15 protein-coding genes are annotated in these 14,116 nt (G+C 44.9%); 6 read left to right on the top strand and 9 right to left on the bottom strand.

The features are described 5' to 3' along the window. Positions 1 to 70 precede the first annotated feature (70 nt). The 4 genes from CHA6605_RS04285 to CHA6605_RS33615 form a co-directional block, all read right to left on the bottom strand. Positions 71 to 874 carry a carbohydrate ABC transporter permease gene (locus tag CHA6605_RS04285; RefSeq protein ID WP_198288510.1) on the bottom strand — a complete coding sequence of 268 codons (804 nt, stop codon included), beginning with the start codon at positions 872 to 874 and terminating at the stop codon, positions 71 to 73. A 26-nt stretch (positions 875 to 900) separates the two neighbouring features. Then, positions 901 to 1,737: a carbohydrate ABC transporter permease gene (locus CHA6605_RS04280; RefSeq protein ID WP_086936161.1), complete on the bottom strand. Its 837-nt coding sequence runs from the start codon at positions 1,735 to 1,737 to the stop codon at positions 901 to 903. A gap of 189 nt (positions 1,738 to 1,926) precedes the next feature. Further along, positions 1,927 to 3,201, bottom strand: coding sequence for an ABC transporter substrate-binding protein (locus CHA6605_RS04275; RefSeq protein ID WP_015158316.1), 1,275 nt, complete (start codon positions 3,199 to 3,201; stop codon positions 1,927 to 1,929). Positions 3,202 to 3,329: 128 nt separating this feature from the next. Then, the gene (locus CHA6605_RS33615) at positions 3,330 to 3,578 is read right to left on the bottom strand and encodes a hypothetical protein (protein WP_157259783.1); all 249 of its coding nucleotides are present in this window, start codon (positions 3,576 to 3,578) and stop codon (positions 3,330 to 3,332) included. A 64-nt stretch (positions 3,579 to 3,642) separates the two neighbouring features. On the opposite strand from CHA6605_RS33615, the gene CHA6605_RS04270 reads away from it, so the two are divergent. Next, the gene (locus CHA6605_RS04270; RefSeq protein ID WP_015158315.1) at positions 3,643 to 4,068 is read left to right on the top strand and encodes a DUF6006 family protein; all 426 of its coding nucleotides are present in this window, start codon (positions 3,643 to 3,645) and stop codon (positions 4,066 to 4,068) included. A 150-nt stretch (positions 4,069 to 4,218) separates the two neighbouring features. Here CHA6605_RS04270 and CHA6605_RS04265 read toward each other — a convergent pair whose 3' ends face one another. Further along, positions 4,219 to 5,610, bottom strand: a complete 1,392-nt coding sequence (locus tag CHA6605_RS04265; protein WP_015158314.1) for a sensor histidine kinase — start codon at positions 5,608 to 5,610, stop codon at positions 4,219 to 4,221. A gap of 67 nt (positions 5,611 to 5,677) precedes the next feature. On the opposite strand from CHA6605_RS04265, the gene CHA6605_RS04260 reads away from it, so the two are divergent. The 4 genes from CHA6605_RS04260 to CHA6605_RS04245 all read left to right on the top strand — a co-directional run bounded on the left by CHA6605_RS04260 (position 5,678) and on the right by CHA6605_RS04245 (position 9,425). Beyond that, the gene (locus CHA6605_RS04260; protein ID WP_015158313.1) at positions 5,678 to 6,349 is read left to right on the top strand and encodes a response regulator transcription factor; all 672 of its coding nucleotides are present in this window, start codon (positions 5,678 to 5,680) and stop codon (positions 6,347 to 6,349) included. Between the two features lie 491 nt (positions 6,350 to 6,840). After that, positions 6,841 to 7,908 (top strand): glycosyltransferase, encoded by a 1,068-nt coding sequence (locus CHA6605_RS04255; protein WP_015158312.1) that lies wholly within the window; start codon positions 6,841 to 6,843, stop codon positions 7,906 to 7,908. Positions 7,909 to 7,931: 23 nt separating this feature from the next. Further along, a complete protein-coding gene (locus tag CHA6605_RS04250) occupies positions 7,932 to 8,120 on the top strand; it encodes a hypothetical protein (protein WP_015158311.1) in 189 nt (62 codons plus the stop codon). Positions 8,121 to 8,237: 117 nt separating this feature from the next. After that, positions 8,238 to 9,425, top strand: coding sequence for a glycosyltransferase (locus CHA6605_RS04245; protein ID WP_015158310.1), 1,188 nt, complete (start codon positions 8,238 to 8,240; stop codon positions 9,423 to 9,425). Positions 9,426 to 9,517: 92 nt separating this feature from the next. On the opposite strand, the gene CHA6605_RS04240 is transcribed toward CHA6605_RS04245, so the two are convergent. Then, positions 9,518 to 10,220 (bottom strand): IS1 family transposase gene (locus tag CHA6605_RS04240; protein WP_422678763.1). Its coding sequence is split into 2 segments (ribosomal slippage): positions 9,518 to 9,887 and positions 9,886 to 10,220, totalling 705 coding nucleotides; the frame shifts between segments, so codons are not numbered across the junction. Positions 10,221 to 10,565: 345 nt separating this feature from the next. Next, a complete protein-coding gene (locus tag CHA6605_RS04235) occupies positions 10,566 to 11,468 on the bottom strand; it encodes an EamA family transporter (RefSeq protein WP_015158308.1) in 903 nt (300 codons plus the stop codon). A 100-nt stretch (positions 11,469 to 11,568) separates the two neighbouring features. Between CHA6605_RS04235 and CHA6605_RS04230 the strand changes: the two genes are divergently transcribed. Further along, on the top strand, positions 11,569 to 12,060 hold the full coding sequence (locus CHA6605_RS04230) for a MarR family winged helix-turn-helix transcriptional regulator (protein ID WP_015158307.1): 492 nt from the start codon (positions 11,569 to 11,571) through the stop codon (positions 12,058 to 12,060). A gap of 137 nt (positions 12,061 to 12,197) precedes the next feature. Here CHA6605_RS04230 and CHA6605_RS04225 read toward each other — a convergent pair whose 3' ends face one another. After that, positions 12,198 to 12,914, bottom strand: coding sequence for a DevA family ABC transporter ATP-binding protein (locus tag CHA6605_RS04225; protein WP_015158306.1), 717 nt, complete (start codon positions 12,912 to 12,914; stop codon positions 12,198 to 12,200). Between the two features lie 18 nt (positions 12,915 to 12,932). Next, positions 12,933 to 14,099, bottom strand: a complete 1,167-nt coding sequence (devC, locus tag CHA6605_RS04220) for an ABC transporter permease DevC (protein ID WP_015158305.1) — start codon at positions 14,097 to 14,099, stop codon at positions 12,933 to 12,935. Positions 14,100 to 14,116: the final 17 nt, after the last annotated feature.

The following is a 14,116-nucleotide window of genomic DNA, read 5'->3' as shown; positions in this document are numbered from 1 at the left end:
TCGCACACCTTACATTAGTTTTAACGAATAGTAAGGGTTTAAAGCCTCTCCTTTAACTATCAACTAATTACTAACCTTTCCCACCTGTGAAGGTAACGCCTTGAATAAAATAGCGATTGAAAAAGGCGTAGATAATGAGTGCTGGCAAGGTAAACACCATTGAAGCTGCCATAATATAGTTCCAATAGCTGATATATTGACCCTTAAAAGAGTTTAAGCCTAAAGGTAAAGTAAACATTTCGGGATCGAATAAGATCGTCATCGGCAATAAGAAATTATTCCAGCTCCCCATGAATACAAATACTGCCTGTGCGGCTAGGGCTGGTTTAGCTAAAGGTAAAACAATATGCCAAAAAATCCGAAAAGGTGTTAACCCATCTAAGGCAGCAGCTTCCTCCAATTCTTTAGGAAAATTAACAAAAAACTGCCGCATCATAAAGATAAATGTGGCATTTACCATGCTGGGCACGATCGTCCCTTGATAAGAATTCAACCAGCCGAACAATTTTAAAATTAAAAAGGTAGGAATCAAAGAGATCTGGGCTGGTACTGCCAAAACAGCTAAAATGAGCACGAACAGAAAATGTTTGCCCCGAAAGTGCAGCCGCGCAAGGGCATAACCTGCCATAGAATTAAATAGTAAGTTTAGGACGGTGACACTTACTGCAATAACAACACTATTAAACAGCCAACGTAAAAATAATGGCTCTTGGAAAAAGATTTGTTTGTAATTGTCGAGCGTAAAATTTTTGGGTAAAAAAGTATTCTCGCCGCTGACTATTTCTGAGAGCGGTTTGAAAGAGGCTGACAGTGCCCATAAAAAGGGAATTAGCGTGACGATCGCGTACAATACCAATCCCACATATACGAGCATCTTCCCATAACTTCGTGGCAGATTTATCACGTCCGTTCGCCTCCAAATAACCGTCGCTGCATTAGAGTCAGGATGACGATCGCCACTGACAATAAACACGCGATCGCCGCGCCATACCCCATTTGCAAGTTACGAAATACCGACTGATAAATTAGTAGTACTACCGTCAGCGTGGCATTATTTGGTCCTCCAGTGCCGCCAGAAAAAATGTATGATTGGTCGAATAATTGAAATGTCCCGATCGTCCCGATCGCCATCACAAAAAAGGTCACTGGTTTGAGAATCGGCAGGGTAATATAGCGAAACTGCTGCCAACTATTAGCACCATCTAATTCTGCCGCTTCGTATAAAAGTTGAGGGACATCTTGCAACGCTGCCAAATAAATTACCATATAAAATGGTGCCGTAGACCAAATATTCATCAGCGCGATTCCTGGGAGTGCTACTGCCGGATCGCCCAACCAATTATAAGTAGGTAATTTCAACCAATTCAGCAGATCGTTGAGCAGTCCATTGGTATTATAAATCCACATAAAAATCAAAGTTAATACCGCCGAAGAAGTCACTGTCGGTAAAAAGTATAGAATCCGCCACCAATTTTTTCCGCGAATCCCTGAGTTGAGAGTTACAGCTAAAATCAATGCCAATAAAGTTTGAGCTGGCACGACCATTGCAACATAAATTGCGGTATTTTTGAGCGCGATCCAGACTCGTTCGTCGTCAAATAGCTGGCTAAAATTGCCAAGTCCAATAAACTGAAAATCGATACCACCTAGCAGTCGCACTTTGTGCAAGGATAGGAATATTGCCCACCCGATCGGCAGTATGACAAATGTGCCGATAACCAACATCGCAGGCATCATGAATAGATACCCAGCTAAGTTTTCGACAACATTCGATCGCGCTTTTTGTCTTTGTATTTTCAACCGATTCACAATATTAGACTTTGTGCGACAGTCAGGGGATAGGGGATAAGGGATAGGGGATAGTGAATAGTGAATAGTGAATAGTGGACGCAAGCGTCCTTTCGATCTTCATTACCCATTACCTATTTATTCGATCGATTTAATCTGTCGATTGGCATCCGCTTGTGCCTTCGACATCGCCTGTGGCAAGGGTTGTTGTCCGAGCATGGCACTAAGAAATTGGTTGTCAAAATTATTGACGATCGCGGCGGGATATTTACCTGCTTGCCACGGCATCGCATACTCCACCCCCGCCACAAATGGCGATCGCAAGGGATCTTGCTGGTAACCTAATTTTTGGGCGACAGATTGCCGCGATGGTAAAGCAATCCCCGTGCTCGTCCACTTGGACATCCCCTCTTTGCCTGTGAGATAGGAAATAAGTTGCCAAGCTGCGGCTTTATGCTGCGATCGTTGATTCATCACATAGGCCACGGTAAATACCATTGTACCTTTTTTGTTATTGATGCTCGGTACTTCGGCTGTGGCAAAATCTAATTGAGGAAAAGTTTCTTGTAAATAAGGAATCGCCCAGTTGCCTTCGATCGCCATCGCGACTTTACCTTGTCCTAACATTTCGCTACCCGAGTTCGTGCCCACGTCAGATTTTTGAGCAGAAGTTCGCTCTTTTTGGTATTGCTCGACGATCGATTCTAAGCCCTTTAAACCTGCCTCTGAAGCAAAGGCAGCACGACCGTTCTCTTCCACCAGTCGTCCGCCAAATGCACCGATTGTATAAGCTTGACGGGCTAATTCTGGGATGACGCCATAGCCGTATCGATCGATTTTGCCATCTCGATTTCGATCTAATGTCAACTGTTGGGAATAATTACGTAGCTGCTCCCAATTAGTCGGCGGACTAGTCAATCCGGCGGCCTTAAATGCTTGACGATCGTAAAATAACGATAAAGTAGAATAATCTTTGGGCAAGCCATAAAGATGTCGATCGTACTTAAAACTGTTAATTAAAGTTGCCTCAAAGTCGGCGACATCAAATTTAGGAGTAAGATAAGTATCTAGCGGTTCTAATACTTTTTGACTCATCAAAAAGGGAGCTTCTAGTGCATCTAAATAAAAAACATCGGGAGCAGCTTCGCCAATTAAACGAGTTTTAATGACGTCCATATACTGGTCGTTAATTGCTTCGTACTTAACCGCGATCTCTGGATGCTGGGCTTCAAAATCTCGCAGCAATTTTTTTAATAAATTTTGCTCGACAGGACTTGCCGTCCACCCGCTGAGTTTAATCGTGACGGGGGCTGCGGTGGTGGCAATCTCCGGGAGCCGGATCGATTGGCACGCGATCGTCCAGATGGCGATCGCGATGACTAGTGCCAAAAATTTCAATGAGTTTTGTTTCATCCTACCGTCCATTCATACATTAAATGTCGCACTTTTAGCTCTTTTTTGCTAGTGCAAATGAAGGATCGATCTGCTTACATTCGCGATCGCTCGGCGATCTATTACTAGGCGCAAGTTAGGTTACTATTTCATAATCCCAACTCTCCACTCCCCGCTCCCTGTCTTGTCTTGACGCACACAACCGGGAGGTTCCCTCCCGGTCGTTGGCGGAGCCTTCCCGAAGGGAGCTGCGTCGCTGTCTCGCTAAACCGTCGGGTTTCCCGACGTTTCGCCAGAGGCGAGGCTACGCCAACGCGTAGCGTCTGCGATAGCAGAAACGCGAGCCGCCGCTCCCCGCCAAAATAGTAACTAGATTTACCCCGTAGACTACTAGTCAATTTGCGGAAACGATCGGACAGTCGGTGTATTAATTATTAATAGTTTTAAGGGAATAATTACAGTATGCAAAATATTACTAAAATCGTCATCAAATTAGCACTCTTACCCTTAACTTTAAGTTTTGGCATTAGTGCCCAAGCTTCGCAAGTACCAAGTCAGTGGTACTTTGGCAAATGGGATTGTTCGATCGATCGCAGACCTGCAAAAATGCAATGGTTAGTTGTAGACGATCCTCAAACTAGTTGCAGTGGCGGTGTGTGTAGTAGTTCCTCCGGAGTCAAGGTCGTCGGGAGATTTAGCGACAATGGCAGTGCTTGGGTACCGCTGAGTAAAAACTATTTACGGGGCAATGATTTTGGCATTCGCTATCAAGGTGCAGAACCGGATAATTGGTTTTTACGCTATAACCCTAGTACCAAAGTTGCTAGCGGTTGGACAACTTGGCGCAACAATAAATATCCGCTGCAATGTACGTGGCGTAGTCGTTAGTTGCCGAGCGTCCTAACAACGGCAAAGCGTTGCTGACTTGACATATAAAATGCCTTCTAAATTTCAGATAGGTATAATTCAATAATTACCCCGACCTTAAGTTTTAGGGCTTGTCTTCAAGGTAAATCATCCCTGAATTCAGCAACGCCATTATTTTGTAGTTTGCGTGCTAAGTATTTGCGGAATTTTGACCGTGAAAGTCGTTCCTTCGTCAACTTTGCTTTCTACACAAATCTCCCCTTGATGCAAATCTACACACTTTTTAACCACAGCTAATCCCAACCCAGTTCCGACGATATTCTCTACATTATGAGCGCGGAAAAATGGTTCGTAGAGACTTGCCTGAACTTCTAATGGAATCCCAATCCCTCGATCTTTGATTTGAAAAATATTTACATTAGGTTCGCATTTTAGAAGGAACTCAACAGTATCACCTTGTGGTGAATATTTAAGAGCATTAATCAGCAAATTACTCAAAATCGAATATAGTAACCTTTCATCTAATCTCGCGTGGGGACAGTAACTGTGACTGGTGAATTTGATAACACGATTCGGTTCGTTACATAATTTAATATCTTCAATTAAATTAATACAGAAGCTTTCGACATCCATTAAGTTTGCATTAAACTCCAGCTTACCTGCTTCTGCTCTAGTTAAAGTCAAGATATCTGTCAACAACTGATTCATAGAGCGAGCCGAAGATTGAATGCGCTCTAAATTGATAAATTTTTGCTCGTGAGTCCACTGCCGATCTTCATCTGATAGTAATTGTGCCGAACCCAAAATAATACTCAACGGAGTGCGAAATTCATGAGAAACCATTGAAAAAAATCTCAGTTTGAGTTCGCTCAGTTCCCGTGCTTGCGCTAATGTCTCTTGCCGAGCTTCTGCTCGATCCCGTTTGAGCGTTTGTCGATAGACTAGTGCGAACATCCCAAATAGGATTGCGAAGCTAAGAAATGTACTGAGAACTTCAATCGGGATTCTATAAGAGGAATTTAATTGAGAGCGTTCGACTAAATATTGAAGAGATCGCTCTCGATCGAGCCGCATTTCGGTAATTAACTGCTGAATTTGCAGACGATTTTTTTGATTTTCAGTAAGCAGTCGAGACTGTTCTATTTTAAGATTCGGATTTTGGCGATTTAAAGCAATAAATTGTTCGGATAGATAAAATTTTTGAGCGATTAAATATCTTAACTGAGTAAGTTGCTGCTGTTGAATCGGCGTATTGCTCCACTGCTTCAATCGATCGACGGTCGGATTAATATTTTTAGCTGCAACTTGATAACGCTGCAACTCTGTGAGATCTTTAAATAGTAGATAGCCCCGACGCCCAGACTCAGCATCTGCTAAAATTGATGTAATCTCGGTGAGATTGCTAAAAACTTTATGGGTACGCTCCACCCTGGCGGCACTTTTAATTAGTTCGGTGACATTGTGATAGGAAATTAAACTCGTCAGACCAGTCAAGCATAAAGCAAAACTAAATCCAGTCGCAATTAATTTATTCTCGCTCGACCAGTGAATGTTTTTAAACATCTGTAATTATTTAAGTAATCGATCGCCTCAATTATTATCGAACGATCGGCTAATCAGACTTTAAATTATGCGTATTTTAGTAGTAGAAGACGATCTGCGATTGGCAGCAATGTTGAAAGAAGCATTGACAGCTAAACAGTACATCGTGGAAGTTGCAGCAGATGGAGAAGCAGCATGGGAGTGGGTGCAAGTAATCGATTTTGACTTAATCGTTTTAGACGTAACTTTGCCAAAATTAGATGGCATTGGTTTTGCGCAACGCTTGCGATCGCATCGTTACAGTTTACCCGTATTGATGTTGACCGCCCGCGATACGCTCTTGGATAAGATCGCAGGCTTGGATGCAGGGGCGGATGACTATTTGGTCAAACCTTTTGAGATGCCAGAGTTAATGGCCAGAGTTCGCGCGCTCCTGCGGCGCGGTAGTGCTGAATCTGTGTGTTTATCGTGGGGCAGCCTCACTTTGAATCCGAGTACCCACGAGGTCAGTTATGACAACACTCCGGTATATCTCACGCCCAAAGAATACGCTTTGTTGGAATTGCTCGTTTCTAATGGTAGACGGATTATGAGTCGATCGGGAATTATCGAGCGGATTTGGTCTTTAGAAGCTGCACCTACTGAAGATACTATCAAATCTCACATTCGCGGTTTGCGCCAGAAATTGCGCGATGCTGGCGCGCCCGACGATTCGATCGAGACGGTACATGGATTGGGATACCGTCTCAAACAAGTTTAGATTTTGGCTGTCCGGATTCAGCTTGGGAAACTCACATCTTGCACCAGTACAAAAACATTAGTAATTAGTGTAGATCTGCGGGTACCCACAAGCGACGCATCGAACGGGAGGTTGTCTTGTCTTGTCTTGTCTCGCATAATCCGGGAGGAAACCTCCCGGCTGCGAGCCGCTGACGCACACAACCTGGAGGAAACCTCCAGGTCGATGCGTCGCTGATGCGCTATCCCGGCGGGAAACCCGCCGAGCGCGCATCGCTCCCTCCCGTTTGTGTGCGTCGCTTGTGGGTACCCCTACAAGTTATCTGTAGGGGTGCCCCTTGTGGGTACCCTGGGTCAAAACTAAGCACTAGTATATTTCGACCTGGTGCAAGATGTGAGGAAATGTACTTTCTGCTCTATTTCTGCACGATTTTTACCCATTATTTCAACTTTTGCCCGGTACTGTAGAAATGTCAGTAATTAGCAAGCATATTTCCACGGTTAGGAACAGTTATGACAGCCGATCGCTACTCCAATCCGATCGAGCAGTTGGAGCAAAGCCTCCGGCTGAGCGAGCCACCAAACACTCCCATACCATCGACCTATGCCCTGATTTGTTTGCATGGCGATCCCATTGCCAATATTGGCAAACAATATGCTGGCGGGCAGAGTATTTACGTGCGGGATCTGGGCATAGCACTAGCTCAACAGGGCTGTAAAGTCGATATTTTCACCCGTCGCGAACATCCAAATCTGGCTGAAGTTATCGAAATTCATCCTGGCTGCCGAATAATTCGGCTCGATGCAGGGTCAGCAAAAGTTATTTCCAGAACCGAATTATGGGAACATTTGCCCGCTTTTATCGAAGCTTGGTTGACTTTTCAACTTAAATCGGAACGCAACTATACTTTACTCCAAAGTAATTACTGGCTCTCCGGTTGGATCGAACATTGCGCCAGGTTGCCCATACCCTTTCGACTGTATCTAGTTAGTGGCAGCCGCACGGGTGGCAACTATTTACAGGCACAGCGACGCTTGCCAGACTTAGTCAAAGAGTTAGGCTTTGAAAATGCGACTGCGTTTGTTGGGAAGATTCCTACAGCCGATTTAGCTAATTACTATGTAGCCGCTAATGTGTGCTTCATTCCCAGTCACTACGAACCTTTTGGGTTGATTGCGTTAGAGACAATGGTAGTTAGCAACCCAGGTGGTGGGGATGAAGCCGGAATGCAAATCCCGATCCGCAATCCTACGACATTAGCAGTCGCCATTAAAGAAACGCTCGATAAACCCTGCCAACCCGGAGTTAATGGTACGGCTGGGTGTAAATGGGCGATGCCTAATTTCAGCTCGGCAACGATGAAAACTAAGATCGATAGTCTCTATCAATCGTTAATCTTGGCAGAGTCAGTTCGCGAAGCGATCGATAATCAAAAGCTCGCACCGATCCTCTCGACTCAACTTCAGCATCTACCGCGATTCAAACAACTGGATCGGCTCCAACAAGCCGCCATACTCGATCGATTGCTGATATCTTTACGCGATCGACACATTCAGCTCGAAAACAACGATTTAAACTAAACAAATCACAACCATAAACAGTCATGCTAGAACTTCAATCTTCCACCGATCTCGCTTCATCCACTCTCGATCGAGTTACTCAGTTACTACATTCGCCCGTGGACATCGAAACCGATCGTCACTATCTAGATAAGCATCTCCAAGGCAAGATGGATTGGGATAAATTTGCAGAAATTTATCCGATTCCGCCCTATGACGATCCACTATACTAAGCCTCGATCGCTGAATTCTTTGTCTTCTGGATATTTTTTGCCAATAATTTCAACTTTATGAAAAGACGGTAAAGAGATCGGCAATTAACAAGTACCTGCGAACGGTTAACAAGAATCATGACGATAAATGATACCGACAATTGGGTCGATCGCTTAGCCCAAAGTATCCCGACGGGCAATTTAATAGTTGCCCCCAACCGACGACCGAGCTATGCCCTCATTGCTGTAGATAGCGATCCGACTGCCGAAATCGGTAAAGCAGGGGGTGGCCAAAATGTTTACGTGCGGGAACTAGGGCTAGGACTAGCTCGACGGGGCTGTCAAGTCGATATATTCACCCGTCGCGAACATCCCGAACAAGAAGAAATCGTCGAAAATTCCCCTGGATGTCGCACGATTCGCCTCACTGCTGGGCCAGCAGAATTCATCGATCGGGATAAATTATTTGAATATTTACCCGCCTTTATCGATGCTTGGTGGGTATTTCAACTCAAATCAGCACGTAACTATACGCTGATTCATAGTAATTATTGGCTCTCTGGTTGGGTGGGGCTACAGCTAAAATCTCACTTGGGCATACCCCAAGTGCATACTTATCATTCTATTGGCGTAGTGAAGTATCAGGGTATGGCAAAGCCGCCAGCAATTGCCGTCACCCGTCATCTGGTAGAAACAGCGTGTTTGACATCTACAGATTGTGTAATTTCCACCAGTCCCCAAGAAGTTGCCGATCTGCGGCAGTTAATTTCCGATCGAGGACGGGTCAGAGTTATTCCCTACGCTATTAATACCAGTCACTTTGGCTCGATTGCCAGAACGGTGGCTCGCGAACATTTAAAAATTGCTAACGATGAAAAATTAATCTTGTATGTCGGTCGGTTCGATCGTCGCAAAGGGATTGAAACTCTCATTAAAGCTTGCGCCACATTAACCAAACCATTCCGACTTTATCTAGTCGGCGGCGATCGCACCAGCCGGGAAGAGTGCCAAGAACGACAACGCATTCAACATTTAGTCACAGAGTTAGGCTTGGAGGATGCGACGGTATTTGTCGGGCAAGTTGCCCAAACCGAGCTACCGTTCTACTATGCAGCCGCTAATGTCTGTGTCATCCCTAGCGATCGCGAACCTTTTGGATTAGTTGCGCTCGAAGCGATGGCCGCAGGTACCCCAGTCATTGCCAGTATTGTGGGTGGTTTAAAATACACAGTCATTCACCGCGAAACCGGAATGCTGATTCCTCCCAACGAGCCAACAGCATTGGCAGCAGCAATTACAGAGGTATTCGACGCTCGGCGTTGCTGAATTGATGTATGATATGGCGACCGCCGCTTAGGCGGCGCGCAAGCTTCGAGACCAAAAAAATATTCAAAATAGGATGAAATCTTTAGCTACATTTAATAGTTAGCTGAATATGGGATGGGAACATCCCAGAACTTGAGATAGTGAATTAGTAATCTAACTGAATGTGCCAGCATTTCTTTCGACTTAGAATAGCAAAGCGTCTTGCGATGAAGTCTGGCTAAATAGTGTCTAAGCCTTGTATTTTCTCCCTCTACTCTAGTCATATAAGTTTTACAAATAATCTGGTCTCCATCTGGAATAAATATCGGGTAGACTGGCCATCCATCCGTGATGTAAAAGTAGCATTTCCAGCTACTGACTAGTTCCCATAATGGCTGAAAAGTTTTTGCACTGTGGTCGCCCAGTACCCATCCTAAAATTCCTGGGTGAAAGTGATTTACTGCCGTCCAGAGCCAGATTTTGTTTTTTTGAGCCAACAAATGTTTCTAGTTCATCCAGCTCTCCTACTTGTGGAATTATTTCTGGTGCATAAGCATTTGGGAGTAATTCACCGACTTGCTTAACCCAATTAATAATACTTGTATGATGTACTCCCTTAATTCGCTCAATTGCTCTGAAACCCATCCCATTTACATACATGAGGAGACATTCTTTTTTAATTTCTTCTCCATAACCTTGATCAGTTTGATAACAATCTATGAATTGTCTGCCGCAATCAACACAGATATGATTCTGTTTGCCTGCTTTATGCCCATTTTTATTAACACGAGTTGACTTACACTCTGGACATTCGATCGACTCTAATTTACTGTTCATTGTTTTTAGTCAACTTTACACTCGATCGTTATATCATACATCAATTCAGCAACGCCCGACGCTCCTTGGCAATGGGAGGCTTATGGCAACGCCGGACGCCAATGGGTTCGAGATAATTTTAGTGCGGCAGGGATAATTGCTGAAATTCACAGCCTTTATCGATCTCTAACCTTGAACGAGTCAGTTCGAGCAGCCTACGATACTCAAAAACTCAATCCCAGCTTGAAGTTAGCTTCGAGATTCATCGAGTAAACTCGAAACCCATGCTTAGTCTAGTTTGCAGGTTTTCGGATAGGTCTAGCGGTAATCGCAAAAACCTGTAACTTATTTTCGTCGCCGCGATTGGATCGAAATAGATGAGCTTGGACGCGATCGATCGGTTTGTTGCCCAAGTACGATACTAATCAGTACGATCGCCATCCCAATAAGTTGAATTGGCGTAAATGATTGATTTAAGAATACGAACCCAATTAGGGTTGCAACTACAGGACTCATTAACCCTAGATACGAAACCGCTGATGCGTTGAGTTTATCGATGCCTCGGAACCACAGTGCATAAGCAATTCCAGTTCCAACTACCCCCAGATAAACGAAACCAAATAAGTTAGTCGTGGAGATCTGCGCGATCGGCCCTTCGATCGCTAGAGCGATTGGGAGCAAAACCAGCCCGCCAACTGTTAACTGCCATGCGGTAAAAACAAGTAGCGAAACAGGTCGTTGCCATCTTTTGATTAGGACTGTTCCCAAACCCATTGTTGCAGCTCCACCGATCGCGGTAACAATGCCGATCGGATCGAGTTTTGCCGCTGGAGAGATTACCAGTAACCCGACACCCACCAAGCCCGCAATCCCCGCCACGATCGATCGCTTAGATGGTTTCTCTTGCAATATTATCCACGAAAACACGCCAACTAATAACGGTTGAATCGCTCCTGCTGTGGCCGCCACACCACCTGGCAGGCGATAAGCCGCAATAAATAATAAGGCTTGAAAGAGGCCGATATTGAGACTGCCTAAGAGCAAGATCCGCCACCACCAAATCCCTTGAGGCAGTTGTTTGAACCATGCCATTAACAGCAGACCGATCGGCAGCGATCGCAAGGCAGCCACCAATAGCGGATGGTTGGGCGGGAGGAATTCAGTTGCGACAAAATAAGTCGTTCCCCAGGTCATCGGTGCTAGAGCAGTCAGTAGAACATCAGATCGACGAGCGGATTGTGACTTCATAGATTTTATCTTGATATCAAGATACTCGATATCAAGATTCTAACGTTTATCTTGATGTTAAGATAGTTGGCGTTAAAGTTCTGAGGTAAGTAGTATTTTAATGAATGCCGATCCAGTCGATGCGATTTTGGCTCAATGGCAGCGCGAACGTCCCGATCTAGATGCCTCACCAATGGGCGTAATTGGGCGGATGGCACGGCTATCCAAGCACCTAGAGCGTTCCGTACAGGCAACGGTTGCCGAATTCGAGCTGAATCTGGGCGAATTTGATGTACTGGCGACCCTGCGCCGCTCTGGGCATCCTTACCAGCTTTCCCCTACCGATCTGTTTAACGCGATGATGGTGTCATCTGGCACCATGACACATCGGATCGATCGACTAGAACGAGCTGAATGGGTAAAGCGGATTCCCGATCCCAACGATCGCCGTGGAACATTGATTCTGATGACAAATGAAGGGCTGAGTCTAATCGATCGAGCGGTTGCAGCTCATGTTGCCAATGCACATCATATGCTTCGGGCTTTGGAGACATCGGAGCGGGAAATGCTCGCTCTACTGCTGCGTAAGCTTTTAATTTCGTTTGAAGAGTAGTTGAGGATAATTCAAACTTGAATGAAGTTGTAGCGATCGCCGTAAAAATGCCGCATAACAACGCTCGTCGAGAATCGTTGGCGGTAGCCTCCTCACGGGAGAATCGGTTTAGGTAGATTTGTCAAGCCCGATCGAAATTAGTTTGTTTCAGGACGATCCATCAAACGGCCATCTTCCATATAAACAATTCGATCGGCAATATCCAAAATGCGATTGTCGTGGGTAACTAACAAGATCGTGCAATCTTGTTCTTTAGCGAGTTTTTGCATCAGTTCTACCGCGTCGCGACCCGATTTTTTATCTAATGCGGCAGTCGGTTCGTCGGCTAGCACAATTTTGGGATGGCTCACCAGCGCACGCGCGATCGCGACTCGTTGTTTTTGGCCGCCAGATAAACTATCGGCATAATAATCGGCACGTTGTTCTAAACCTACAGTTGTCAAGATTTCAGTAGCCATAGCATCTAAGTCTCGCTCCAAAAAGCGATCGTGTAATTCCAGCGACATCCGCACATTTTGTTTGGCAGTCAAAAAGGTAAGGAGATTGTGTGCCTGAAAAATATAGCCGATATTACCTCGCAGTTTGGTTAATTCTTGCTTGCTGGCATCGCGCAGCTCTCGATCGAGAATCTTCAGGCTACCTGCTTGTGCCGATCGCAAACCGCCCATTAATGTCAGCAAAGTAGTTTTTCCAGAGCCAGATGGCCCAGTCATAATGACAATTTCACCTGCATAAATATCTAAATTGATATCAAATAATGCCTGTTTTTTGAGATTGCCCTCACCAAAATAATGGTTGAGATTGCGTGCGGAAATTACTGGTTTAGTTAAATTATTAGTGGCTAGATCTTGCATAGGTATAGGCACGGCAGGTTAGAAAATATCGGCAGGATCGGCTTCTTGCAGTTTTCGCATGGCAATTCCTCCAGAAGCAACGCACATGACAATCGTTAAACCCAGTACCAAAAATGCTCGGTTGACACTCATAAGAATGGGAATAAATGTGACCGAAGTAGCGATCGAATATAGTCCTAGTGCTACAACAAACCCCGGAATAAATCCTAAAATTGCCATAATTAATGACTCTTGAATGAGAATGCTCGTGAGGTAGCCATCGCCATATCCCATTGCTTTGAGAGTAGCGTATTCTGGTAGGTGGTCGGAAACATCGGAATAGAGAATTTGGTAAACAATTACAATGCCGACAATAAAACCAATGACTGCACCAAACCCAAACAAAAATCCGATCGGACTATTTACTTGCCAATATTTTTTCTCATGCTCGACGAATTCTGCATGAGTGAGAACTAAAACATCTTGAATTTGCGATCGAATTGCCGATTGAACTCGCTCGATATTCGTGCCAGGTTTGAGAGTAATAATACCCACGTCGATTTGGTCGGCTCTGCGCTCTGGGAATAGCCGCAGAAAAGTAGAATGGCTGGTAATTATATTGCCATTGGCAGAAAATGAAGCACCCATGACAAACGTGCCAGTTACTTGCGTTTGGATGTTGTTGAACTGGATCGGTACGGAACCAGATTGTTGCAAAGGTTCGAGAATATTACCAAATAATTCTGCACTTCCGGTGCGATCGTAGAGGATTCGGTTCAATAACTTGAGTTGCCCTACGTGCGCTTTCACCTCTGGCAAAACGATCGCCGAATTGTTGGGATTGATGGCAAACACCATCGTCGATTGATTCTTCAACGTTTGTGGATTGCGCCATCTACCTTGGTCGATATACATGTAGTTAATCGATCGCACCTCTCCAGCTCCCGCCGCCTGATACAGCCGCCGCCGAGGAAAACTTCTAACCACAGCCATGCTCTCAAACAAGGGATTAATCAAAAATAAATCTCCTTGCAGCGCACTATAGGGCTTGGTCACCGAATCAAACAGTCCTTCGGCTAGACCTAATTGAAAGAAGATTAAAATATCAGCAAAGGCAATTCCCGCCAGGGCAACTGCAAGGCGGACTGGTTCTCGTTTGAGCTGTAGCCATGCCAGCGGTGTTCTCCGAAAAAATTTGCGAAACATCGTTATTCGTCCGACAA

Source organism: Chamaesiphon minutus PCC 6605, assembly GCF_000317145.1.
Lineage (GTDB): Bacteria > Cyanobacteriota > Cyanobacteriia > Cyanobacteriales > Chamaesiphonaceae > Chamaesiphon > Chamaesiphon minutus.
Note: the sequence above shows the minus strand (reverse complement) of the source record. Positions and strands in the feature narration are given on the sequence as shown.